Consider the following 23,355-nt stretch of genomic DNA (forward strand, 5'->3'; position numbering starts at 1 on the left):
ATGATGACAAGGCTGTTCGACAAGGAAAAACGGGCGTACGTTGAACCAATCGGGCGGTCGGATCGTGTAACCGTCGGAGGTGTTCCATGGCGGATGGGCAGGCTGGCCCGAAAGGCGTCGGCGTCAATGGCTCATCGAGTCTTATGCGGGCCTTTTACGACGAGTACGCAGGCCCGCTGCATCGCTATGTCATGCACCTGACCCACGACTCGGCGCTGGCGGAAGACATCGTGCAGGAGGTGCTGTTGCGAGCCTGGCGGCATCCGACGCTGGTCAACCAGACCGAAGGGTCGGCGAGGGCCTGGCTGTTCACGGTCGCCCACAACCTGGTCCGCGATAACGCGCGTAGCTCGCGCTTTCGCAGCGAGATAGCCACCGCCGAGACACCCGAGTTCGCCTCTCCCGATCAGGTGGACGCGACGCTGGACGCCTGGCTGGTGGCCGAAGCGCTGCGTACGTTGTCCACCGATCACCGCGCCGTCATCCTGCGTGCGTATTACCGCGGGAGCTCAGTCGCCGACATATCCGCCGAGCTTGGGGTACCTGAGGGCACCGTCAAATCACGCCTGCACTATGGCGTGCGCGCGCTTCGGCTGTCGCTGCAGGAAATGGGGGTCACACGATGACTGTGGAGCATGTTTACGCCGACTGGGATGCCGCCTATGTGCTCGGTGCGCTCTCGTCCGCCGAGCGGCGTGAATACGAACAACACCTGGTCGACTGTGTCAGCTGCCAGCGCGCGCTGTCCGAAGTGACGGCCATGCCCGGTCTGCTGTCCAAGGTCGATCGTGGCTACGCCGAGAAGATGGAACTCGAAGACCCGCCCGTGCTCGCCAAGCCTGCCACCAGCTGCCCGGTGCAGGCGCTGTGGCCCAAGTTGCAGGCCCGGTGGCGGCGGCAGAGCGCGGTGCGCCGACTTGCCTATGTGGGTGCGGTCGCGGTGGCCGCCGCCGTTGCGCTGACGGTCTCGCTGGTACCGCCGCCGTGGTATCACCGGCCCGCACCGATGAATGTCGCCGCGGGTTCGTTGCCGGCGGGGGAGCATTGGCAGCCCATGCGCCAGGTGACGCCCTCTCCGCTGAGCGCACAGGTGTCCATTGTCCGGGACGGTGCCGGCACCCGTATCGAAATGTGGTGCAGCTATCCGGCATACGGAGATGACTCGGATGACTCGGCGGCACCTTACGCGCTGCGCGTCGGCACCCGAGCCGGCGGGAACATCATTGCCAGTTCATGGACGGCCAAGCCAGGCTCCGCGATGATGACGTCGATGACCGTCCCGGTGGCGCAGGATCAGATCGAGAGCATCCAGGTGATCGACAATCACGGCGACGCGGTGCCGCTGGTGTTCCTCGAACTACGCCGCTGACGCCCACCCCCATCAGGTTCGTGGTGCTTTGACGTGCCCATATAGCCGTTACCTGAAACACGATTCATATTGTGCCATCACATGATTGAGATAACTCGATCACTTTTTCTTCCGGATTGTTGAACCGGTCACGTGTGACAGTCGTGTACTAGTCATGACCACCCCGATACGTGCCCGGAGCCGTATGGCCGGCGATATCGCGCTCGGGAACGGGAACGGGACCATGCGGTTGGTCGACTGGCTCGTCCTGGAGTTGCGTCGTCATCATGTCGATGTCGTCTTCGGGGTCGACGGTGCGAACATCGAGGATCTCTACGATGCCGTGCACTACACGCCGGGTATCCAGGCCGTCGTCGCCAAGCACGAGTTCTCGGCGGGCACCATGGCCGATGGCTATGCGCGTGCCGCCTCGCGGATGAGCGTGGTGGCCGCGACCTCAGGCGGCGGGGCCGTCAATCTTGTTCCTGCGCTTGCTGAATCGTTTGCGAGTCGGGTGCCGGTGCTGGCGATCGTGGGCCAGCCACCGCGCCCGCTGGAAGGTAACGGGGCGTTTCAGGATGGGAGTGGGCGTGCCGGGAGCATGGATCTGCAGGCAGTTTTCCGGCCCATTTCCGGTTACTGCACCCGAGTGGAACATCCCGAAGAAATCGCCGAGGTGCTCGGTCATGCACTGGCCGCGGTTCGGGATGGTCTGCCGGCGGTTCTCTTGATACCTAAAGACGTCCAGCAGGCACGCCTGCACACCACACCGCAGCTGCCGGAGCCGCACGTACGGCCTGGAGCGGTGCCCGCACAGCTTGCCGACTTCGCCAAGCATCTGGCCGATACGCCGGGGCGGGTGCTGGTGGTGGCTGGGCCGGAGGTGGCGCGGCACAATGCTCGCGGCGAGCTATCGGATCTCCTCGATCGTCTCGATGCCTTTGTCGCAGTGTCGCCCGATGCCAAAGATGCTGTAGACGGCGATGATCCGCGGCTGCTGGGCGTCATCGGAGTGATGGGACACCCGGCCGTCGAAAGGGTACTGCGCCACGGTGTGACATGTGTCTGCATCGGGACCACGATGCCGGTGATGACCCGAGGCGGTGTCGACTTCGCGACGACGCCAGTGCTCTCGATCGGTTCGGCGACACCCCATATCCCGTCGCGTCACCTGCAGACCGAGGACCTGTCATCGACGCTGGCCCAGCTCGCCGCGGCTGTGCCGGCGCGTTCGGACTCGTCGGACAGTGAAACGCTCTACGCACCAGCCCATCTGGAACCGCCCGTGCATGACGGCGACGGTGTCAGGTACCACGATGGCATGCACGTTCTCGACCGGGTGATTCCTGCGGAGGCGGATATCTTCGTCGACGCGGGTAACACCGGCGCCGCCGCGGTGCACTACCTGGGTGCCCGGCACCGGGGCCGTTATGTTGTCGCACTCGGTATGGGCGGCATGGGGTATGCCTTCGGTGCGGGCATCGGGTGTGCGTTCGCACGGGGCGGCCGCACCGTGGTGGTTGCGGGAGACGGGGCATTCTTCATGCACGGTATGGAGATTCACACGGCAATCGAGCACCGGCTGCCGGTGACATTCGTCATTGTCAACAACAACGCACATGCCATGTGCGTCACCCGTGAGCAGCTGTATTACGGAGGGGAGTACAGCTTCAACCGGTTCACGCCCTCGCATATCGGGGCCGGGATGGCCGCGATGTTCCCGAGTCTGATGTGCCGTTCGGCCGATACGGTGGCCGATTTCGAGGCCGCCATGCATGCGGCGATGGCCCATGGCGGTCCCTCTGTGGTGGAGGTCGTCTGCTCCACCGACGAGATACCCCCGTTTGCCCCGTTCTTGTCATCCGATATCGCTAAGGAGAAAACGCATGACCGACACGATTACCGAAGCATCCAAGCCTGGCCTGAAAGCCTTGCCCGCGCTTAGTGATATCGCTGCCGACGCCGGCACCGAGGACGCGTTGCCCGGGGTGCATCGGATCGAGACCTCGCCGCGCGAGAAGGCGACGCCGATCATCATGGACATGATGCGGTCGGTGTATCCGCATGACCAGGTGTTCGGCCCATTCTGCACAGTCCAGGAGTATGTGGACTGCCCGCCCGACGAGTTGCACCGCTACCTGTCCGACACTCGTTGCCTGGAGGAGTGGACCTATAGCCTGCGCGGCTTCGAGGAGACCGATGAGCCCGGGTTGTGGGTCGCACATGACCGTTTGGGGTCGGACACGCTGATCTACACCCGCACGGAATCGAACGCCGAATCCGGAACCGTCGATTATCACTGTGCCTGGGATCAGGGCGACCACCTGTGGATGATCTACCTCATGCGAGTGGTCGACGCGCAGATCGTGCTCAACAAGCCAGGCTCGGTCGTGCTGTGGACCAACTGTCACCATCCGTTCTACGACGAGAATCCCTATCCAGAAACCGCTCCGCCCCAACGCAAGCCGTGGGTGGGGGACTTCTGGGACATGTTCGGCGCGGGGCACCTGCTGGAACTGCTGAACCTCAAGGCCATCGCCGAGTACCGCCACAGCCATGGGCTTCCTATCGTTCCGGAGTGGATGAAATGACCATCAGCATCTTCGATATCTCCAGCTACCTTCCCGAGAACCGGGTCAGCGCAGATTATTTCGCGCAGTACGCCAAGGACGATGACCTGGCGGAGAACGTCATGTTCCGCAGTCCGGCCTTCCGGCATCATGTCGCCGCCGACGAGTCCGCGGTGGATATGGCTGAACGTGCGGTCACCGGACTCCGGGAACGGCACTGCGACAGTGTGCTGGACGATGTGGACATTCTGCTGACACATACCCAGCTGCCCGACCTACCCTTCGTGGGTTGCGGTGGGGAGGTGGCGAACCGGCTGCAGATCCGCCCGGAGTGGATATTGGACATACACAACGGCGGCTGCGTGTCGTTCGTTCTGATGCTCAAGCTTGTGCAGCAGATGATGGCCTCGTCGAGCGCTCGTTCGGCGCTCATCGTGAACATGCAGAACGCGGCGGGCCAGATCTTCGTACAAGAGCAGGTACGTTCGACCGCGCAGGCTTCCATTCCGGGAGACGGGGCCACCGCGGCACTGATCACCCGCGACGGGAGTTCCCCGGTACTGGGCATCGAGACGCGGAACTTCGGGGAGTTCGCGGGCGACATGACGTACGCGGTGACGCCTCATCGCAAATATTGGGAGTCCGGCCCAGGGCAGGGGAGGGTGGCATTCACCGAGCACAAGATCAGCAAGGTGCTGGCCCGCGGCAACCGCATGGTGCCCGAGGTGGCCCTGGCCGTTTGCGATCGAATCGGGCTTCCGTCAACGGATCTGGACGCATTGGTGACCAACCAGCCGAACCGCATATTTCTGCGGAACTGGCGCGATGCCCTACAACTGCCCCGGGAGAAGCACCCGGACACCTTCGACGAGTGCGGCAACCTCTTCGGGGTGGGCATTCCGCACACTCTCGACCAGGCGATCTCCGATGGCCAGATCAAGTCCGGCGATACGGTGATGCTGGCTGGATTCGCCCATGCCGGTGACTATGCGGCAGCGGCGGCCGTGCGGTGGGGAGGGAGGGGCCTGTGACAGTTAGTCCACTCCGCTTGGCATTGAACGAGAATCCCTATCGTCCACTGCCATCGGTGCGGGATGCGCTCAGGCATGACATCGCGGAGGTGAATAGGTACCCCGAGTTCCTGCCCGTGGTGCTTCCGCGATTGATCGCCGAACGAGTGGGCATGACACCGGAGGAAGTGGTGGTGGGCGTCGGCGCCACCGGCGTCGCGCTGCAGGTGCTACAGGCGCTATGTCAGCCGGGTGATTCGCTGGTCTTTGCGCACCCGACATTTGACGGCTATCCGATACTGGCCGATATCGCCGGGCTGATCCAGGTCCCGATTCCGCTGGCAGATAACGGGATTACAGATCTGGATGAGCTACTGGGTGCGGCGTACGACGCCGATGCCGCCGCCGTGGTGCTGTGCCGGCCCCATAACCCGACCGGAACACTGATACCCGCGGACCAGGTCTATGAGTTCGTCCGCGAGGCGCCGCCGACCAGTGTCGTGATTCTCGACGAGGCCTACATCGAATTCGTGGATCCCGATGAACATCTGGACGTTCCGCGTGTTCTTGCGATACACCCGAACCTGGTTGTGCTGCGCACCTTCTCGAAGGCATACGGGTTGGCGGGGCTGCGGATCGGCTATGGGTTGGCCGCTCCCGCCGTCTGTGGAGTCATTCGTAGGTACCAGCTCCCATTCGGCATGAACCGTGCGGCAGCAGTGGCGGTGGCCGCCTCGTATGCGGCCGAAGACGAGCTGCGTCTCCGGGTCGATGCCATTGTCTACGAGCGTGATCGGCTCAGGGAACGGCTCGCCCAGATGGGTGCTCATATCCCGGATTCCCATGCCAACTTTGTGTATCTGCCGGCCCGCGGCGACGGCGAGCGCTGGATGTCCATCCTGGGAACCGATGACGTTGTCGCAAAGGAATACCCCGATGGCGGTGTCCGGCTCACGGTCGGCGACCCACGAGAGATGGCGATCGTCGCGCGGCGGCTGCTGGAGGTCGACGAGATCGGCGAAAGCGCTGAGCCACAGCTGAGTAGACCGGCGTCATAGACTGGTTGGCCGCGGCGATCCGTCCCCCCGATTGCCGGCCCCGAAACGGCAAGGACTGTCGCGGCCAACCCCCACTTCTCAGAATGCGTAGCGGTGATACTGCGCCATGTACCGCAGCGTCGGCGATAGCGACATCGCCTTGGCAAGAAGCCGATACGCGGTCCTGGTCTGTTGGAAGGTCTCCGAATCGAAGGGTGACTCCCACTCGAGGAGCTGCAGCTTGGGGATCTCGCGGATGATGTCTTCGGGACCGTCGATACCCCAATGCAGGGTCGCCCCCGAGCGTCGTACCACCGCGTTCGACCATTGCGTCTTGATGCCGAACCTGTTGAACGCATCGAATTGCAGTTCCCCGTAGGGGAAGTGATCAACAATCCGGCGAAACAGGGCGATGCCGTCGGCCTGCGTGAGATACATGCTGAGACCCTCTCCGATCGCGAGCACCGGCCGGTCGCCCCGAATGTCCGCAAGCCATGCCGGGTCGGTCACCGATGCGGACACGACGTGATAGTTATCGCGTGTCGGATAGAGCTGGTTGCGCAGCGCGGCCACGTCGGGGTAATCGATGTCGTACCACTGGACTCCCGTACCGGGGTTCAGCCGGAAGAACCGGCCGTCGAGACCGCAGCCCAGATGCAGCACGATGGCCTCGGCATGCCTGGAAAGAAAGGCGCGCGCCCAGCCGTCGAAATGTGCGGAACGGGTGGTGACGGCCGGTGACCTACCCGCGGTGATGGTCGTCTTGGACCAGTCGTAGTCGATGCGGTCGGCGATGTCACGGGCCAGCCGGTCGCCGAGGATCGGCTTCGGCAGATCGGCGTCCAATGCCTTGGCGTAGAACGTCGCCAGCATGGTCTGCGGCGCTCCGCTGAGGTCGACATGGATCTTCTCGGGGTGGCTCATGAACCCGACGCTAATGCGGATTCCGCGGCGCGCAGCGCAGTCTGAACAGTCCCCGGCGTGGTGTTCAGCCCCACCTCTCTAGGCTGAGCGTCATGCAACGGATCATCGGTACCGAGGTTGAATACGGCATTTCGTCTCCTACGGACCCCGCCGCCAACCCGATCCTCACCTCCACGCAGGCAGTGCTGGCGTATGCCGCGGCGTCGGGGATCCAGCGCGCCAAGCGCACCCGGTGGGATTACGAGGTGGAGTCGCCGCTGCGTGATGCCCGCGGGTTCGACCTGGGACGCACTACCGGTCCGGCTCCCATCGTCGATGCCGACGAGGTAGGGGCGGCCAACATGATCCTCACCAACGGTGCCCGCCTCTACGTCGATCACGCGCACCCGGAGTATTCGGCGCCCGAATGCACCAATCCGCTCGACGCGGTGATCTGGGACAAGGCCGGGGAGCGCGTGATGGAGGCTGCCGCACGCCACGTTGCCAGCGTGCCCGGCGCCGCGCGGCTGCAGCTGTACAAGAACAACATCGACGGCAAGGGCGCTTCCTACGGCACCCACGAGAACTACCTGATGGACCGCCAGACGCCGTTCTCGGCGATCATCGCGGGCCTGACGCCGTTCTTCGTGTCGCGCCAGGTGGTCACGGGTTCCGGCCGGGTGGGAATCGGGCCCTCCGGCGACGACTCGGGCTTTCAGTTGTCGCAGCGTGCCGACTACATCGAGGTAGAGGTCGGTCTGGAAACCACGCTCAAGCGCGGCATCATCAACACCCGCGACGAGCCGCATGCCGACGCCGACAAGTACCGGCGCCTGCACGTCATCATCGGTGACGCCAACCTTGCCGAGACGTCGACGTTCCTCAAGGTGGGCACCACCTCGCTGGTCCTCGACCTGATCGAATCCGGGGCCGATCTCTCGGACCTGGCCTTGGCGCGGCCGGTGTATGCGGTGCACGTGATCAGTCGTGATCCGTCGCTGCGGGCCACGGTGGCGCTTGCGGACGGCCGAGAGCTGACAGGCCTTGCACTGCAACGTATTTACTTGGAGCGAGTGGCCGAGTTGGTCGCATCTCGCGAGCCGGATCCGCAGGCCGACCACGTGCTGCAGGTATGGGCCAAGGTTCTCGATCTGTTGGAGCGCGATCCGATGGAATGCGCCGACCTGTTGGACTGGCCCGCCAAGTTGCGGCTGTTGGAAGGATTCCGGCAACGCGAGAATCTGAGCTGGTCGGCGCCGCGTCTGCATCTGGTCGACCTGCAGTACTCCGATGTGCGCCTGGACAAGGGGCTCTACAACCGGCTGGTGGCCCGCGGGTCGATGCAGCGGATGGTCACCGAGCAGCAGGTGCTGGACGCGGTCACGCGGCCCCCGTCGGATACCCGCGCCTACTTCCGGGGCGAGTGCCTGCGCCGCTTCGGTGCCGACATCGCCGCCGCTAGCTGGGACTCGGTGATCTTCGACCTGGGTGGGGATTCGCTTGTCAGGATTCCAACGCTGGAGCCGCTGCGCGGCAGCAAGAGCCACGTGGGCTCGCTGCTGGATTCGGTCGATTCGGCTGCTGAACTGGTCGATCAGCTCACCACGTAATGGGTTCGGCGACGCACGCCCGCGAAACGTCACACCGTGGGCGCTGCCCGGTAGGCTGAACGGAACCGACCTAGCAGTCAGGAGGCAGCGATGGCGCAGGAGCAGACCAAGCGCGGTGGTGGCGGTGACGAGGACGATGTCACCGACCTGGGAGGACCGGCCGGGCAGGAGCGCCGCGAAAAGCTGGCGGAGGACACTGACGATCTGCTCGATGAGATCGATGACGTGCTGGAAGAGAACGCCGAGGACTTCGTGCGGGCGTACGTCCAAAAGGGTGGCCAGTGATCTGGCGCGATGATTCGATCGCGCCCCAGCAGTTCACCCGACACTCGCACCTTTCCTCGTTCTCCGAGTACCTGAGGATTCAGGCCCCGGAGTTGCTTCCGGCACTCGGAAAGGCATCAGGTGACGTGATCACGAATCTGCCGCACGGCACGACCATCGTGGCGCTCACGTACCGCGGTGGAGTCCTGATCGCCGGTGACCGGCGCGCCACCCAGGGCAACTACATCGCGAACCGCGATATCGACAAGGTGCAGATCACCGACAACTACTCGGCGACCGGTATCGCGGGAACCGCTGCCATCGCCGTCGAGTTCGCGCGGTTGTACGCCGTCGAATTGGAGCATTACGAGAAGCTCGAAGGCGTGCCCCTGACCTTCAACGGCAAGGCCAATCGGCTCTCGGCTTTGGTGCGTGGCAACCTCGCCGCGGCCATGCAGGGGCTGGTAGCGGTGCCGCTGCTGGTGGGCTACGACATCGACGACCCCAATGGTGAAACCGCTGGGCGCATCGTGTCTTTCGATGTTGCGGGTGGTTGGCACGTGGAGAGTGACGGTTACCAGGCGGTGGGCTCTGGTTCGGTGTTCGCGAAATCATCGATCAAGAAGCTCTACAAGTCTGGCGGCGACGCACTGGGCGCGCTGGCGGTGGCGGTGGAGGCGCTGTACGACGCCGCCGAGGACGATTCGGCAACGGGTGGACCGGATCTGGTGCGCCGGGTGTTCCCAACGGCCATTCGGATCGATTCCGGTGGAGCGATTCGGGTGCCCGAGGCCGATATCGAAAGCATCGCGCGCGAGGTCATCCAGAAGCGGACCGAAGCGGCCGAAAGTGGTGATCCCTCATGACCTTTCCGTATTACGCCTCGGTCGAGCAGCTCATGCGCGACCGTTCAGAGTTGGCACGCAAGGGAATCAGCCGCGGTCGTTCGGTCGTGGCGCTCACCTATGCCGACGGTGTGTTGTTTGTCGCCGAGAACCCGTCCAACTCGTTGCAGAAGGTCAGCGAGGTGTACGACCGGGTCGGTTTCGCCGCGGTCGGAAAGTTCAACGAGTTCGACCGACTGCGTCGCGGTGGTATTCAGTGGGCCGATATGCGCGGCTATGCCTACGACCGCCGGGACGTGAGTGGACGGCAGCTGGCCAATATCTACGCCGAGGCACTCGGCACCATCTTCAACGAGCAGGCCAAACCGTATGAGGTGGAGCTGTGTGTCGGCGAGGTGGCCCATCACGGCCGGGACACCGAGCCGGTGCTGTACCGGATCACCTACGACGGGTCGATCGCCGATGAGCCGCACTGGGTGGTCATGGGCGGGAACACCGAGCCGGTGATCAACTCACTCAAGGAGAGCTACGCCGAGGGTGCCACGCTGAAGGACGCTGTCGGTTTCGCGGTGAAGGCACTGCAGGCAGGGACGGCCGGCGCCAACGGTTCGGAGGGCCGGGCGCTGGGCGGACTTGAGGTGGCGGTGCTGGAACAGAGCCGTCCTCGCCGAGCCTTCCGCCGGATCAAGGGGGCCGCGCTGGAAGCGCTTCTGCCCGAGGACTTCTCCCCTGGGGAGATCGAGGGCGGCGGTGATCCGGGCCCCGAGGCCGGTGATTCCAAAGACTCGAAGGATTCCAAGGACAGTTAGCTCGCACGCGTTTGGCGTCGCGAGCGGATAACACCGCGTCCCGGAAGTTATCCACAGCCTGAAATCGGCGGAACCGTGAGCGGACGTCGGTGGTCGTACCTGTATCGAACCCGTTTCGTCTCAGGTAGGAGCAGTCATGTCCGTCACCACCGGCAAGGACACATACATTGATCTCGCGACGCTGCGACTGGTAGACGGCGCCTGTGAGGAGCTGGCCGCGCGCTGCGAGCTGCTACGGAGCGCTTTTGCGGGCGCCATTGCGCGTCTGGATACCATCGCACCCGCAGGCCATACGATCTTCGGTGACTGTGCGGAGGGCCGGGGGTGGTACCGGGTGGTTCATGACGCCGTCCGGGCACCCGCGGGATCGCTCACCGCCGTTCTCGAACAGCATCGGTCGGTACTTACCGAGTTCGCCGAAACGTTCCGGCGCATCGGCGACGCCTACGTCGACATCGACGCGGACTCTGCCGATGGCTCCCGGAAAGCGGGGCGGTGAGATGACCGGCACAGTGCGGCCCGATGAATGGCACGGCGACAAATGGAGCCACGAATCGATCATGGACCTGCAGGCGCGGATGGAGCCCGACGGTATCAAGCGCGTCGCCGACGAATGGACGAGAACTCTGAGTGAGCTCGATTCGCTGCTCACCGCATTTCTCGAGGACGTCACGGCGATGATCGGCGAGAGTTGGAGCGGCGCAGGGGCGCGGGCGGCGCTGAGCACCATGCGGGCGTATGTGGAGAACTCGCAGGTGGCACTCGGAGAGGCCACCACCCTGTCCGCTGGTCTGAGCGTGCTGGCTCACGCGACGGGTCAATTACAGCAGCAGGTCGTGGCCCCGAGTTCCGGCGCACCAGTGGGTCGGCTGGGTGTACCGGTCGGTTGGAGAGCGTCGGTCGCCGATGACCTAGACCTGTGGGAACGAGCATTGGAGCAGGTACGCACCGTGTACAGCGGTCCGGCGGTACAGGCCGGAAATGCGGTCGCCCAACTAGTCGGTCCCCGGGAACGACTTCGTGTCGGTTCCGGCCCCGGTCTGGGAGCGGCAGGCGACTCGTCGCGGGACGAACAGGCCGAGAGAGCCGGGGAGTTCCTGGCGCGGTGGGCGTTGGGGGAGCCGGAGATGAATCCGCAACAGACGATGCCTCAGAGCGGTGCCGGTATGCCGTTGCCGGTACCCCTCATGGTGGCGGGAATGCCGGGTAATCCCTTCCCGGGCAATGATTTCGGTCCCAGGCAGAAATCCGGATCGGGGGTGGACGAGCTCGGTGAAGACGATGTCTACGCGCAGCAGAACTGGATGCGCGATCCGCTCTGGCGTGAGAACCCAACCCGCAGCGCCGGGTTCGAATCGGCGACACCCTCGAGTCGTCAGCTGCTTACCCCGGATCGGATGCCGCCACTCGGCTCGGGAGCAACGCCGACGAGTTCTGGCGGCGTCGGCGTCGGGGCGGCGATCCGGCCATGGGGTGCGATGATGCCGATGATGGGTGCGTATCCGTCGCACACGAACCAGCGGCGCGGGGACGAAAACGAGCACTACAGCCCGGGATATCTCGTCAATGGCGAGAACACCCGCGAGCTGCTGGGGGAGTTACCCAAGGGCTCGGCCCCGGTTATCGGATTGTGGGAGCACGAGCCCGACGACGATCTCGGTCCACCGCACCGTCGTGGGTTTCGTTCGCGCTGAGCCGGACCCTTGAGTGTCCAGGTTTGCGCCGGTATCAATACCGGGTGCCTTCGACACCCTCTGCTGATAGCTGCTGTTGTCTGACGCCGTCCTATCGCGCCTAGTCACAGGAAGCCATTCGCATAGTGTCTGTATTCGTCGACATCGTTCCCCCCGAAGAGTCGCCCGCCGAATCGAAGGAAGCAGCCCCGCGCCCGTCGCAGTGGCGCCGCCGGTTGACCAGCGCCGCCCTGCCGCTGCTCTCGGTGGTCGTCTTCGTCGGCATCTGGCAGCTGGCCGCGGTGAGCGGCATCTGGAACCAGACCTTTGTGCCGTATCCGAGCAGCGTGTGGCACGCGTTCATCGAGGTCTCCACCAACCATGACGGTGTGCATGGATACGGTGGCTACCTGCTGGCCGAACATCTGTATATGACGCTGCGCCGCTTGCTCTTCGGTGTCATCATCGGCGTCACCGGGGGCGTGCTGCTGGGCCTGGTCATGGGATCGGTCGGCTGGGTGCGCAGCGTGCTCGAGCCGTGGCTGACCTTCCTGCGCACGCTACCGCCGTTGGCGTACTTCTTCCTCTTGGTCATTTGGCTGGGCATCGACGAGGCCCCCAAGATCACGCTGCTCGCGTTGGCGGCACTGCCGCCGGCCGCGGTCGCCACCACCGCCGCCGTGGTGGCAGCACCGGTCGGGCTGGTGGAGGCCGCCCGCGCCCTGGGCGCCACTCGCTGGCAGGTGACCCGCGACGTTGTCATCCCCGCGGCGCTGCCGGAGACCTTCACGGGAGTTCGGCTCGCGGTGGGCATGGCGTACTCCTCGGTGGTCGCCGCCGAATTGTTCAACGGCATACCCGGAATCGGCGGTCTGGTGAAAGACGCGAGCAACTACAACAACACGCCGGTGGTACTCGTCGGAATCTTTTCGATCGGGATCTCGGGACTGATCATCGACGCGGCGCTGCGGGCTGTGGAGCGCCGTGCGGTGCCGTGGAGGGGAAAAGTATGAGACCGGGCCGAATCGCGGCGGCGTTGATGGTGGCGATCGGGCTCCTGTCCGGATGCGCCATCGACCACTCGGGCCTACAGGATGGTAAACCGACCATCCGCATCGGTTATCAGAACTTCCCCAGCGGCGACCTCGTGGTCAAGCAAAACCGTTGGCTGGAAACGGCTTTACCCGATTACAACATCAAGTGGACGCGATTCGACTCCGGTGCCGATGTCAACACGGCGTTCATCGCCAGGGAGCTGGACTTCGGGTCGCTGGGCTCAAGTCCCTTCGCGCGGGGGCTGTCGGCACCCTTGAACATCCCGTACCGGGTGGCCTTCGTTCTCGATGTCGCGGGCGACAATGAGGCCCTGGTGGCCAGCAATCGCAGCGGTGTCACGACGATCGCGGACCTGCGGGGCAAGCGCGTGGGTACCCCCTTCGCTTCCACCGCCCACTACAGCCTGTTGGCGGCGTTGGCTCAGAACGGACTGTCCGCCAAGGATGTTCAGCTCGTGGACCTGCAACCGCAAGCCGCGCTGGCCGCCTTCGACCGTGGTGACGTGGACGCTGTCTACACCTGGTTGCCCACGGTGGACCAGGTGCGCAAGAACGGTAGAGATCTGATCACCAGCCGACAGCTGGCCCAGGGGAGTAAACCCACCCTGGACCTGGCGGCCGTGGCCAACGCCTTCGCGGACGCGCATCCGGAGGTCGTCGACGTGTGGCGCCAGCAGCAGGCACGGGCGCTGCGACTCATTCATGACGATCCGAGTGCGGCGGCCAAGGCCATCGCCGCGGAGAACGGACTCACTCCACAAGAGGTGGCAGGCCAGCTCAAGCAGGGGATCTACTTGACTCCCGGTGAGGTCGCTTCTCCGAAATGGCTTGGTGAACAGGGAAAGCCGGGCCATATCGCCGTGGACCTGGAGAGTGCGTCACAGTTCCTGGCCGAACAGAAACAGATCCCCGCTGCGGCGCCACTGTCGACATTCGAGAATGCCGTCTACACGAAAGGCCTACCCGGTGTCATTGGCAAATGATGTGGAAAGCACTGTCCAGGAAAGCAAAACCGGATCGATAAAGATCAGTGGCGTCACGCACCGCTACGGCAGCGGCGCGGACAGGACCACGGCACTGGGCCCGGTGGACCTGACCGTCGATCCGGGGACCTTTCTGGTCTTGGTCGGGGCCTCGGGCTGCGGAAAGAGCACCCTGTTGCGACTGCTGGCCGGATTCGAATCGCCGAGTGAGGGGGCCGTACAGGTGGCCGGCGATGCGCCCACCCCCGGCATCACCTCCGGAGTCGTCTTTCAACAGCCACGGCTGTTCCCCTGGCGCACCGTGGGAGGCAACGTCGAACTCGCCCTGAAGTACGCAAAGGTGCCTCGGGATCGATGGGCGCAGCGCCGGGACGAACTGCTCACCCGCGTCGGGCTGGAGGGCACCGCGAGTCGGCGCATCTGGGAGATCAGCGGCGGCCAGCAGCAGCGGGTGGCCATCGCCCGGGCCCTCGCCGCGGAGACCCCGCTTTTCCTCTTGGACGAGCCGTTCGCCGCGCTCGACGCACTCACCCGCGAGCGTCTCCAGGAAGATGTCCGGCAGGTCAGTGCCGAGTCGGGCCGCACCACGGTGTTCGTCACACACAGCGCCGACGAGGCTGCCTTCCTCGGGTCGCGCATCGTCGTGCTGACACGCCGCCCGGGGCAAGTGGCACTGGACATTCCGGTGAACCTGCCCAGAACCGGCATCGACCCCGACGATCTACGCCGTTCTCCCGAGTACGCCGAACTGCGTACCGAGGTGGGCAAGGCCGTCAAGGCCGCTGCCGCTTGACGCGCGCGAACAGTTTGCGGCAGGTCGAACCGACGAGTGTCCGGCCTCGAGTGTGCACGGCTGCGCACCCGTTAACATGGTTGTGCCACAGGGAGAGCGGACTCGTTACGCAGTGTTATCGGGACGGTGCTGTATCTGGCTGACATGCGCGGCTACCATTACTGGCATACGTCACGGGTGGGCGAAGAAGCTCACCTCAGCTGGGCCCTCATCGTGGTGTCCCGTTCTTAATTCTCCTTGTTCTGAGGATCGAAAATGAGCGAAGAACTCTTCGTCGGCATGAGTGAAACCGCGTGGGATCATGCGCCCTGGGAAATCGAGCCGACCTTTACCCCCAGTGAACTGCGGATTCTGCTGAATCCCGCTCTATCGGTTACGCAGGCGGCCGACGAGGTGGGCTGCGTCGAGCACGACGTGCAGCGACTCAGGGACTCCGCCTGATCCGGCGCCTATCCATGTCCGGTATCCCGCAGTAGTTTTGCCGCCTCCATGTGGTACGCGTGCTCTGCCCATTGCAGCGGCGTTGTGCTGAAACGGTTGTCGGCGATTGTGCGATCGGCTCCTGCGTCCAGAAGCCTTCGGATCAACCCGAGGGCACCTGCCCAGGCGGCGTGATGCAGCGGCGTCGCGCCTTCGTCGTCGCGGGCATTGACGTCGGTAGGGAAGGCGGGTACCACGACGGTGGCGCCCGCGGTGTCGATTCCATGCCGTGCGAGCAGTTCCAGCCTGTCGGAGAACCCGTGCTCGGCGGCCCAGTCGATTTGCCGCCGCCACATCTGTTGACGGGTCTCCATGGCCTCGCCCAGGCGGAGTTCCCACGGGCTCGCCCCGGCATCGGCCAGCCCGTGGGCGAACAGCAGCTCCAGATGCGAATCGTCGGGGCGAAACATCCTGTTGTAGAGGGCCTGCTGATCCACCGGGTGTGCGCCGCGCTGCAGCAGAACGGTGGCCAGCGCTTCGGCGAAGGGGTGCCGGGGCTGACGTCCCGGCCCTTGCTCACCCTCGCCGAACACCCCCGTCAGCGCGGTGAACGGAGTGGACAGACCGCGCCAGAGGTATCCCGCGTTCGGATCGGCGCCGGCGTCCAGAAGCAGGCGCGCGGCCGTAGCACAGGTACATGAGCGGAAACCATTGGTATGGACCACCATTCGTGTTCGCCAGCGCAGGTTGCGGCGCCAGATGCCGTGCGAGTGCGGCCGGGTCGGCGGCCGAGGCGGCCGCCCATACATGCCGATCTACCAGCGCGGGATCGGCGGCCACGAGATCCGCGGCCGCCTGCCAACGGGGCGGCTCATCGTCCTCGTCGTATCGCAGCGATGCCAGAGCGCAGAATCGGTCGGCCGTGTCGAGCGCCGCTTCGGACACCGCGCTGGGATCGGTGCTGAGTCCGGCGGCAAGCTCCACATAGTGCACGAGCGCGGGCCAGCCGGTGAATCCGTAGCGGCGGGCCACTGTCAGCTGGGCATCGTGCAGCGCGAATTGTTCACCCGCCAAGGCGATGTCCGGACGTGGATGGTGTTGACGCACCACGCCGGCCGCGTCAAGATCGGTGGCTCGCATCGCGCGCTGCAGTCCGCGTGCCTCATCGCGGAGGCGATCAAGTGACGGATTGGTGGGAAGGGTGCTGGCCATGACGGCCTCCTCTCATGAACCCGATGTCCGCGAGACCAGGTGAGAAGAGGTCGGTAATCAGTGCGAGCAAGGCAGGGAGGCTGAGCCTCTTCGGGCGGACACCGGGCGCTCCTGCACGCCCGGCATCCACACTACCGCGCTAGAGCCTGGGGCGGCGGTCTGCCCACGGTACGGTCGCCTCCAACTGGGCGGCCAGCCGGATGAGCAGTGATTCGCCGCCCAGTGGGGCGACGAACTGCACGCCGAGTGGCAAGCCCTTCGGGGTTTGATATAGCGGCAGGGAAATCGCTGGGCGCCCAGTCAGATTCGCCAACTGGGTATAGGGAACCCAGCCGAGGTTGTCGTTGATCATGCTGTCGACGATGTTGGCGTACTTGAGCACGCGGGCAGTCTTGGTGCGCAACAACAGATCGGACACCGCCGCCAGCGGCGCCGGAAGGTTGAACTCGCCGATCTTCGGTGGGACCTTGGCAAGTGTGGGCGTGAGCAGCAGGTCGTAGTCGCCGAAGAAGGTGGCCAGTTCCCGTACATAGTTGTGCCGGCGTTCCACGGCCGCAACATAATCGGGGCCGTTGGTGGCGCGGCCCAGCGCGGCGATGAGCAAAGTGTCGCGTTCGAACCCCTCGTCACCGGCTCCGGTTAGCCGCTTGGTGTCGTCCACCTCGTAGGCCGCGTGCACAAACCAGGTCAGCAGGAAGTCGCGTGCCAGCTGCCCATCGTCATACGGGGCGCTCACCTCTTCCACCTCGTGGCCCAGATGCGTCAGGACGCGCACCGCGGCCTCGACCGCGGCGGCTGCCGCCGGATCGGGGTTGGGGGTGATGACGGTCGGGATGCGCACGCCGATCCGCAGCTTTCCGGGATCCCTGCCCACCTGCGAGGCGTACGAATCCTCGGGTATGGCAGGCAGGTACGGCGATGTCGCATCCGGTCCCGCAATGATGTCGAGCATGGCGGCGGTATCGCGGACGGTGCGCGAGACCGTGCCGCTCACGGCCGCACCGTGCATGGGTTCGCCGGCCGCCGGACCCATCGGAGTGATGCCACGCCCCGGCTTGAGGCCCACCAGACCACAACATCCCGCGGGGATGCGGATGGACCCGCCTCCGTCGCTGGCGCCGGCCACTGGCACGATTCCCGCCGCGACGGCCGCTGCGGAGCCACCCGATGATCCGCCGGGTGTGCGGTCCAAATCCCACGGATTACGGCTAGCCCCAAAAAGTTCCGGCTCGGTGATGCCCTTCGCGCCGAACTCGGGGGTGTTGGTCTTGCCGAAGATGACCAGTCCGGCGTCGAGCCACCGTCGCACGATGGTGGAATGCTCCGGCGCGGGAAGGGTGGACAGCGCCCGGCACCCTCCCGATGTCGGGTGGCCCTTGTAGTCCTGGCCGAGATCCTTGATGAGAAAAGGAACCCCCGCGAACGGACCGGTCAGCTCGCCCTCGACCTGTTTATCCGCCTCCGGAATGGTCCGGACAATGGCCGTGATCTTGTTGTTGACCGCCACCGCACGTTCGCGGGCCGCGGCGAGCAGTTCTGCCGGGGTGACCTGCTTGGTGGCCACCAGCTCGGCCAGGCCGGTGGCGTCGTATCGGGAGTATTCGGAGAAGTCCACCCGGCCAGCCTATGCGGCCTCACGGGGTCAGGCGTTGGCCTTCTTCAACACATCGTTGTAGATGGCGACAATCTTCTCGGTCTGCAGCGACTGCCGCGGCTCGTCCTGGTGCGCGGCCACCACCTCGGTCATCTGCCGTAGCTTGGCGCGGTCATCGGCCAACGCCCGGATGGCCTTCGCAATGGCCTCGACGGATTCGTTCTCGGTGACCAGTCCACCGCCGTCGGGTACCGACTCGCCCAGGATTTCGTCGCAGAAGATCACCGGAGTCGACATCGAAATCGCCTCCAGCAGAACCAGTCCCTGGGTGTCGAAACCGTAGGAGGTGAACAGTAGGGCGCTGCTGGCTCCCATCGCCGCCAGGCAGCTGTCCTGGCTGACCCGGCCGCGCAGCCTGATGCGGTGCGAAGCTCCGTGTGAATCGACGTACTTCTTGATGGCGTGCTCGAGGTGGCCGTCGCCGTAGATGTCCATGACGCAGTTCTGGACCTGGGTGGCGGCCTTCACGGCCTCCAGTACCCGCTTCTCCGGGGACAGCCGTCCGCACCAGATCAGCCGTAGCGGCTCGTCGTCGGTCGGCTTGTCGTCCGCGGCTTCACGGGCGATGTCCACCAGCTCGTCGTCCACGCCATTGGAGACCACCGAAATCGGCCGACGCAGCCCACGGTCGGTGAGGGCCTGGGCAAAGTGTGTCGTCGGGGTGATCTCGTGATCCACCGCCTGCGCCTGCGCCATCATCAGCTGCCATGCCCGCCGCGACGCGGCCGATTCCTGCACCGTCGTCAGGTGGAAATCCTTGGGTAGATGGCGCTCCTGCATCTGGCTGAAGATCCACGCCAACAGCAGGGGGTTGGGGCTGGCCTTTTCGAAGTACACGTCGTACCGGGTGTGCTTGGTCTGCACCACCGGGATGCCGTTGCGGCGGGCCGCTTCCACGCCGGCGATGCAGACGCCCAGGTCGCCCTGGCTGTGGATGATGTCGATCGGCCCGCGGGCACGAAGCTCCCGATCGATCAGTTCCTTGTTCGCCGCTCCGGGCCATACGAAGGTGAAATCGTCGTGCTTGCCGAGCTTGCGCATCGCCTCGGCCACGAACGGCACCGGCTTGACCTCGACGACGTTCGGGTCGGGGTCAACGGTGTGGGCCAGCGGCGCGGTGAACACCGTCACCTTGTGTCCCAGCCGTTCCAGCCCGTGACGCTGGCGCGCCACCGAGATCTGCGCCCCGCCCAGGCTCTCAGGGTGAAGATCGGTGAACAGCGCAATATGCATTGTCGAAACCTGTCGTTGTGTGCCAATACGGCGCGGACGAAACCGGGCCCAACCCGAACCGAACCGTATCGGATCGCCGGTCGTGCTGCTGAGATACCCAGACAGATGGCCTCGAGAAAGGCCAGCCTCCCCGCTGTCGATGGCCTCACCCAGTAGGCTCGATGGTGTGCAACGTCGAATTATGGGGATCGAGACCGAGTTCGGCGTCACGTGCACATTTCACGGCCACCGGCGATTGAGCCCGGACGAGGTCGCCCGCTACCTGTTCCGCCGGGTGGTGTCGTGGGGGCGCAGCTCCAACGTCTTCCTGCGTAATGGCGCGCGGCTCTATCTCGACGTGGGCAGCCACCCTGAGTACGCCACCGCCGAGTGCGACAGCCTGGTGCAGCTGGTCACCCATGACCGCGCCGGAGAACGCGTCCTGGAAGATCTGCTCATCGACGCCGAACAGCGCCTCTCCGATGAGGGCATCGGCGGCGACATCTACCTGTTCAAGAACAACACCGATTCCGCAGGCAACTCGTACGGCTGCCACGAGAACTACCTCATCGTGCGGGCCGGTGAGTTCTCCCGGATCTCGGATGTGCTGCTGCCGTTCCTGGTCACCCGCCAGTTGATCTGCGGGGCGGGCAAGGTGCTGCTCACGCCCAAGGCCGCGACCTATTGCTTATCGCAACGTGCCGAGCATATTTGGGAAGGTGTGTCCTCGGCGACCACGCGTAGCCGTCCCATCATCAACACGCGCGACGAGCCGCACGCCGACGCCGAGAAGTACCGGCGCCTGCACGTCATCGTCGGCGACTCCAACATGTCCGAGTCCACCACCATGCTCAAGGTGGGTACCGCGGCGCTGGTGCTGGAGATGATCGAGTCGGGTGTGGCATTCCGGGACTTCTCGCTGGACAACCCGATCCGCGCCATCCGTGAGGTCAGCCACGACCTCACCGGCCGCCGCCCGGTCCGGCTCGCCGGTGGGCGTCAGGCCAGCGCGCTGGACATCCAGCGCGAATACCATGCGCGGGCCGTGGAACACCTCAACACCAGAGAACCCAATGAGCAGGTCGAGCAGGTCGTCGAACTCTGGGGTCGCACGCTGGATGCTGTTGAGAGCCAAGACTTCTCGAAGGTCGACACCGAGATCGACTGGGTGATCAAGCGCAAGCTGTTCCAGCGGTACCAGGACCGCTACAACATGGAGCTGTCTGACCCGAAGATCGCTCAGCTGGACCTGGCCTATCACGACATCAAGCGTGGCCGGGGCGTGTTCGATCTGCTGCAACGCAAGGGGTTGGCCGCTCGCATCACCACCGATGAAGAGATCAAGGCCGCCGTCGATCAGCCGCCGCAGACCACGCGCGCCAAGCTGCGCGGTGATTTCATCACCGCTGCGCAGGAGGCCGGCCGCGATTTCACCGTCGACTGGGTGCACCTCAAGCTCAACGACCAGGCGCAGCGCACCGTGCTGTGCAAGGACCCGTTCCGGTCCGTCGACGAGCGGGTGGAACGTCTCATCGCCAGCATGTAGCGCTCGCACCCGGCGTTTGGGTCGTGTCCGAACAAACATTCGGACACTCCCGCATGCGCTCCGGGCTGACGTGCCGGTTTCCTCTAAGCTTTCCGCCGTGGCGATCTCCAAAGTCGAGCGGTTGATGAACCTGGTGATCTGCCTGCTGTCCACCCGCACCTATGTCACCGCAGAACGAATCCGCACCTCTGTGGCCGGTTACTCGGACTCGCCGAGCGATGAGGCCTTCAGCCGGATGTTCGAGCGCGACAAGAACGAACTGCGCGACCTGGGCATCCCACTGGAAACGGGCAAAGTGTCGTCCTTCGACGCCACCGAGGGCTACCGCATCCGTCGCGACGCCTACGAGTTGCCCGATATCACTCTCACCGCCGATGAATCCGCGGCCGTTGCGGTCGCCACGCAGCTGTGGCAGTCGCCCGAGCTGGTCACCGCCGCACAGGGCGCGCTGATGAAACTCCGCGCGGCGGGCGTGGACGTCGACCCCACCGCCGAGAACGTTTCGGTGGCGGGGTCCACGTCAAACCTAGCGATGCCCGGCGGCCGTGGGTCGGAATCGGTGTTGCGAATCCTGCTGTCCGCCATCGACTCCGGTCAGGCAGTGCAGTTCGGACACCGGCCCTCACGCGCCGAGCCGTACATCACGCGCACCGTGGAGCCGTGGGGTGTGATCACCGATCGCGGCCGCTGGTACCTCGTCGGACACGACCGGGACCGCAACGCCACTCGCACGTTCCGGCTTTCCCGCATCGGGGAGGACGTCACGATGCTGGAAAAGCCGGGCACGGTGCGCCGCCCCGACGGAGTGGACCTGCGCGCGATCGTGGCCAGGGCCGTCGGCGATGGGCCCGTGCGCATCACCGCGCGGGTATGGATCGCCGAGGGGCGCGCCCAGGAGCTGCGCCGGATGGGTGCCATGGTCGAACCACGTCGGCTGGGCGAGCGCGACGGCGATGTGGTCGAGATCGAGGTGGCCTCACCCGACCGCCTGGTTCGTTCGATCGCCTCGCACGGCGCCGATGCGGTCGCGTTGGAGCCTGCCCAGGTGCGTGACGAGGTCATCGCCCGCCTTCAGGAGCACGCAGGAGTCACGGCATGACCGAGCTGTCGAATCGTCTGACCCGGCTTCTCAACATGGTTCCGTACTTCCAGGCCAATCCGGGTATCAGTGCCGCTGACGCCGCCGCAGACCTGGGCGTCACCACCAAACAGCTGATGGCCGATCTGAACCAGCTGTGGATGTGTGGCCTGCCCGGTTACGGTCCCGGCGATCTGATCGATCTCTCGTTCTCCGAGGAGAGCATCGAGGTCACATTCTCGGCCGGTATCGACCGTCCGCTGCGCCTCACCTCGCCCGAGGCGACGGCGCTGTTGGTCGCCCTGCGCGCCCTGCTGGACATGCCCGGCACCGTCGACCCGGAGGCCGCACGCAGCGCTATCGCCAAGATCGAGGATGCCGCGGGGGCCGGTGATGAGACGCTTGGGCGACGAGAATCAAACACCGAATCGGATGCTTCAGCGGCGACTCCCGTCGAGTCCGAGGCGGTCTCCGCCGTCCGCTCGGCCGTGCGTAACCGCAAGGCGCTGCGCATCGAGTACTACTCGGCATCACGAGATGCCTTGTCGGAGCGGATAGTCGACCCCATTCGGATCGCGGTCGTAGGGGATCACAGCTACCTGGAGGCCTGGTGTCGCGCCTCCGAAGGGGTGCGGCTGTTCCGGTTCGACAGGATCGAACAGGCCGAGGTTCTCGATCAGCGTTCTGCACCCCCTGCACCCGCGATCCAGACCGCCACCGACACCGGACTGTTCGAGGCGGACCCCTCGTTGCCGGCCGCGACGGTATTGGTCGGGCCGAGTGCGTCCTGGGTCTTCGACTACTTCCCGATGCGGCCCACCGGCGTCCAGCATGCCGACGGATCGGTAGAGGCCGCCATGACCTATGCCTCCGAAGACTGGATGGCGCGGTTGATCCTTGGTTTCGGTTCGGCGATCCGGGTGCTGGCGCCAGAATCCCTGGCGCGGCGGGTGCGTACCGACGCGGCGGCGGCGCTGGCGGCGTATCAGGCCAGCTGACCGCGATCGGCCCTGGGGTAGCATCAAGGCAGACACGACGCCAGAGGAGGTGACCACATTGGGCGGTCTACAACCCATGCACTGGGTGATCGTAATTGTCGTATTCGCGCTGCTCTTCGGAGCCAAGAAGCTGCCCGACCTCGCGCGTTCGCTGGGTAAGTCGCTGCGGATCTTCAAATCCGAAGTCAAGGAACTGCAGAACGAGGGAAATTCCGCGAAGGCGGCCGACGCCCCACCAGCGGTGGAGCAGCAGCAAGTGCCACCCGCTACCGCGGTGGAAGCACCGCCGATCGAATCGACTCCCGGTCACAAGCCCACTGCCTAGCCGCGTTCCG

The 23,355-nt window shown here is 65.0% G+C and carries 23 protein-coding genes and 1 pseudogene; 20 read left to right on the forward strand and 4 right to left on the reverse strand.

Annotated features, from left to right (window positions below):
* Positions 1-143: 143 nt before the first annotated feature.
* From BB28_RS10620 to BB28_RS10645, 6 genes are all read left to right on the forward strand, one after another.
* Positions 144-626 carry a sigma-70 family RNA polymerase sigma factor gene (locus BB28_RS10620; RefSeq protein ID WP_005061267.1) on the forward strand — a complete coding sequence of 161 codons (483 nt, stop codon included), beginning with the start codon at positions 144-146 and terminating at the stop codon, positions 624-626.
* On the forward strand, positions 623-1,369 hold the full coding sequence (locus BB28_RS10625; protein WP_046253487.1) for an anti-sigma factor family protein: 747 nt from the start codon (positions 623-625) through the stop codon (positions 1,367-1,369). Before BB28_RS10620 ends, BB28_RS10625 begins: the two co-directional genes overlap by 4 nt.
* A 223-nt stretch (positions 1,370-1,592) precedes the next feature.
* A complete protein-coding gene (locus BB28_RS10630) occupies positions 1,593-3,293 on the forward strand; it encodes a thiamine pyrophosphate-binding protein (RefSeq protein ID WP_046255737.1) in 1,701 nt (566 codons plus the stop codon).
* Positions 3,280-3,939, forward strand: a complete 660-nt coding sequence (locus BB28_RS10635) for a hypothetical protein (protein WP_030095607.1) — start codon at positions 3,280-3,282, stop codon at positions 3,937-3,939. Before BB28_RS10630 ends, BB28_RS10635 begins: the two co-directional genes overlap by 14 nt.
* Positions 3,936-4,949: a 3-oxoacyl-ACP synthase III family protein gene (locus BB28_RS10640; protein ID WP_046253489.1), complete on the forward strand. Its 1,014-nt coding sequence runs from the start codon at positions 3,936-3,938 to the stop codon at positions 4,947-4,949. Before BB28_RS10635 ends, BB28_RS10640 begins: the two co-directional genes overlap by 4 nt.
* Complete coding sequence (locus tag BB28_RS10645; RefSeq protein WP_046253490.1) at positions 4,928-5,986, forward strand: aminotransferase class I/II-fold pyridoxal phosphate-dependent enzyme; 1,059 nt, start codon at positions 4,928-4,930, stop codon at positions 5,984-5,986. Before BB28_RS10640 ends, BB28_RS10645 begins: the two co-directional genes overlap by 22 nt.
* Positions 5,987-6,064: 78 nt before the next feature.
* Here BB28_RS10645 and BB28_RS10650 read toward each other — a convergent pair whose 3' ends face one another.
* Positions 6,065-6,889, reverse strand: a complete 825-nt coding sequence (locus tag BB28_RS10650; protein ID WP_046253491.1) for a class I SAM-dependent methyltransferase — start codon at positions 6,887-6,889, stop codon at positions 6,065-6,067.
* Between the two features lie 92 nt (positions 6,890-6,981).
* Here BB28_RS10650 and dop point away from each other — a divergent pair, with 92 nt between their 5' ends.
* The 10 genes from dop (at position 6,982) to BB28_RS10700 (ending at position 15,341) form a co-directional block, all read left to right on the forward strand.
* On the forward strand, positions 6,982-8,478 hold the full coding sequence (dop, locus tag BB28_RS10655) for a depupylase/deamidase Dop (RefSeq protein ID WP_046253492.1): 1,497 nt from the start codon (positions 6,982-6,984) through the stop codon (positions 8,476-8,478).
* Positions 8,479-8,568: 90 nt separating this feature from the next.
* Entirely contained in the window at positions 8,569-8,763 is a 195-nt protein-coding gene (locus BB28_RS10660; RefSeq protein ID WP_030095612.1) for a ubiquitin-like protein Pup, read from the forward strand.
* Positions 8,760-9,608 (forward strand): proteasome subunit beta, encoded by an 849-nt coding sequence (gene prcB / locus BB28_RS10665; protein WP_030095613.1) that lies wholly within the window; start codon positions 8,760-8,762, stop codon positions 9,606-9,608. The genes BB28_RS10660 and prcB overlap by 4 nt, the downstream gene beginning before the upstream one ends.
* The gene (gene prcA / locus BB28_RS10670; RefSeq protein ID WP_046253493.1) at positions 9,605-10,396 is read left to right on the forward strand and encodes a proteasome subunit alpha; all 792 of its coding nucleotides are present in this window, start codon (positions 9,605-9,607) and stop codon (positions 10,394-10,396) included. Before prcB ends, prcA begins: the two co-directional genes overlap by 4 nt.
* A 136-nt stretch (positions 10,397-10,532) precedes the next feature.
* Positions 10,533-10,895 carry a hypothetical protein gene (locus BB28_RS10675; protein WP_046253494.1) on the forward strand — a complete coding sequence of 121 codons (363 nt, stop codon included), beginning with the start codon at positions 10,533-10,535 and terminating at the stop codon, positions 10,893-10,895.
* A 1-nt stretch (position 10,896) separates the two neighbouring features.
* Entirely contained in the window at positions 10,897-12,090 is a 1,194-nt protein-coding gene (locus BB28_RS10680; protein WP_046255738.1) for a WXG100 family type VII secretion target, read from the forward strand.
* 125 nt (positions 12,091-12,215) lie between these two features.
* Positions 12,216-13,082, forward strand: coding sequence for an ABC transporter permease (locus tag BB28_RS10685; protein ID WP_030095617.1), 867 nt, complete (start codon positions 12,216-12,218; stop codon positions 13,080-13,082).
* A complete protein-coding gene (locus BB28_RS10690; protein ID WP_046253495.1) occupies positions 13,079-14,107 on the forward strand; it encodes a taurine ABC transporter substrate-binding protein in 1,029 nt (342 codons plus the stop codon). The genes BB28_RS10685 and BB28_RS10690 overlap by 4 nt, the downstream gene beginning before the upstream one ends.
* A complete protein-coding gene (locus BB28_RS10695; RefSeq protein ID WP_199345205.1) occupies positions 14,064-14,900 on the forward strand; it encodes an ABC transporter ATP-binding protein in 837 nt (278 codons plus the stop codon). The genes BB28_RS10690 and BB28_RS10695 overlap by 44 nt, the downstream gene beginning before the upstream one ends.
* A gap of 255 nt (positions 14,901-15,155) precedes the next feature.
* Entirely contained in the window at positions 15,156-15,341 is a 186-nt protein-coding gene (locus tag BB28_RS10700) for a hypothetical protein (protein ID WP_046253496.1), read from the forward strand.
* 8 nt (positions 15,342-15,349) lie between these two features.
* Here BB28_RS10700 and BB28_RS25715 read toward each other — a convergent pair.
* From BB28_RS25715 to BB28_RS10715, 3 genes and pseudogenes are all read right to left on the reverse strand, one after another.
* A pseudogene (locus BB28_RS25715) lies at positions 15,350-16,532 on the reverse strand (ankyrin repeat domain-containing protein).
* A gap of 139 nt (positions 16,533-16,671) precedes the next feature.
* A complete protein-coding gene (locus BB28_RS10710; protein WP_046253497.1) occupies positions 16,672-18,147 on the reverse strand; it encodes an amidase in 1,476 nt (491 codons plus the stop codon).
* Positions 18,148-18,174: 27 nt separating this feature from the next.
* Positions 18,175-19,419, reverse strand: coding sequence for a glycosyltransferase (locus tag BB28_RS10715; protein ID WP_030095623.1), 1,245 nt, complete (start codon positions 19,417-19,419; stop codon positions 18,175-18,177).
* A 166-nt stretch (positions 19,420-19,585) separates the two neighbouring features.
* Between BB28_RS10715 and pafA the strand changes: the two genes are divergently transcribed.
* The 4 genes from pafA (at position 19,586) to tatA (ending at position 23,345) form a co-directional block, all read left to right on the forward strand.
* A complete protein-coding gene (gene pafA / locus BB28_RS10720; protein ID WP_030095624.1) occupies positions 19,586-20,944 on the forward strand; it encodes a Pup--protein ligase in 1,359 nt (452 codons plus the stop codon).
* Between the two features lie 97 nt (positions 20,945-21,041).
* Positions 21,042-22,043, forward strand: a complete 1,002-nt coding sequence (locus tag BB28_RS10725) for a helix-turn-helix transcriptional regulator (RefSeq protein WP_046253498.1) — start codon at positions 21,042-21,044, stop codon at positions 22,041-22,043.
* The gene (locus BB28_RS10730) at positions 22,040-23,020 is read left to right on the forward strand and encodes a helix-turn-helix transcriptional regulator (protein ID WP_046253499.1); all 981 of its coding nucleotides are present in this window, start codon (positions 22,040-22,042) and stop codon (positions 23,018-23,020) included. The genes BB28_RS10725 and BB28_RS10730 overlap by 4 nt, the downstream gene beginning before the upstream one ends.
* A gap of 58 nt (positions 23,021-23,078) precedes the next feature.
* Entirely contained in the window at positions 23,079-23,345 is a 267-nt protein-coding gene (tatA, locus tag BB28_RS10735) for a Sec-independent protein translocase subunit TatA (RefSeq protein WP_044104701.1), read from the forward strand.
* Positions 23,346-23,355: the final 10 nt, after the last annotated feature.

This window comes from Mycobacteroides chelonae CCUG 47445 (assembly GCF_001632805.1).
Taxonomy (GTDB): domain Bacteria; phylum Actinomycetota; class Actinomycetes; order Mycobacteriales; family Mycobacteriaceae; genus Mycobacterium; species Mycobacterium chelonae.

Bases quoted from the DNA above. Each gene is read 5' to 3' on its own strand.
- BB28_RS10620 (WP_005061267.1), top strand. From the start codon at position 144: ATGCGGGCCTTTTACGACGAGTACGCAGGCCCGCTGCATCGCTATGTC.
- BB28_RS10625 (WP_046253487.1), top strand. From the start codon at position 623: ATGACTGTGGAGCATGTTTACGCCGACTGGGATGCCGCCTATGTGCTC.
- BB28_RS10630 (WP_046255737.1), top strand. From the start codon at position 1,593: ATGCGGTTGGTCGACTGGCTCGTCCTGGAGTTGCGTCGTCATCATGTC.
- BB28_RS10640 (WP_046253489.1), top strand. From the start codon at position 3,936: ATGACCATCAGCATCTTCGATATCTCCAGCTACCTTCCCGAGAACCGG.
- BB28_RS10650 (WP_046253491.1), bottom strand. From the start codon at position 6,889: ATGAGCCACCCCGAGAAGATCCATGTCGACCTCAGCGGAGCGCCGCAG.
- dop (WP_046253492.1), top strand. From the start codon at position 6,982: ATGCAACGGATCATCGGTACCGAGGTTGAATACGGCATTTCGTCTCCT.
- BB28_RS10660 (WP_030095612.1), top strand. From the start codon at position 8,569: ATGGCGCAGGAGCAGACCAAGCGCGGTGGTGGCGGTGACGAGGACGAT.
- prcA (WP_046253493.1), top strand. From the start codon at position 9,605: ATGACCTTTCCGTATTACGCCTCGGTCGAGCAGCTCATGCGCGACCGT.
- BB28_RS10675 (WP_046253494.1), top strand. From the start codon at position 10,533: ATGTCCGTCACCACCGGCAAGGACACATACATTGATCTCGCGACGCTG.
- BB28_RS10680 (WP_046255738.1), top strand. From the start codon at position 10,897: ATGACCGGCACAGTGCGGCCCGATGAATGGCACGGCGACAAATGGAGC.
- BB28_RS10690 (WP_046253495.1), top strand. From the start codon at position 13,079: ATGAGACCGGGCCGAATCGCGGCGGCGTTGATGGTGGCGATCGGGCTC.
- BB28_RS10695 (WP_199345205.1), top strand. From the start codon at position 14,064: ATGCCGTCTACACGAAAGGCCTACCCGGTGTCATTGGCAAATGATGTG.
- BB28_RS10700 (WP_046253496.1), top strand. From the start codon at position 15,156: ATGAGCGAAGAACTCTTCGTCGGCATGAGTGAAACCGCGTGGGATCAT.
- BB28_RS10715 (WP_030095623.1), bottom strand. From the start codon at position 19,419: ATGCATATTGCGCTGTTCACCGATCTTCACCCTGAGAGCCTGGGCGGG.
- BB28_RS10730 (WP_046253499.1), top strand. From the start codon at position 22,040: ATGACCGAGCTGTCGAATCGTCTGACCCGGCTTCTCAACATGGTTCCG.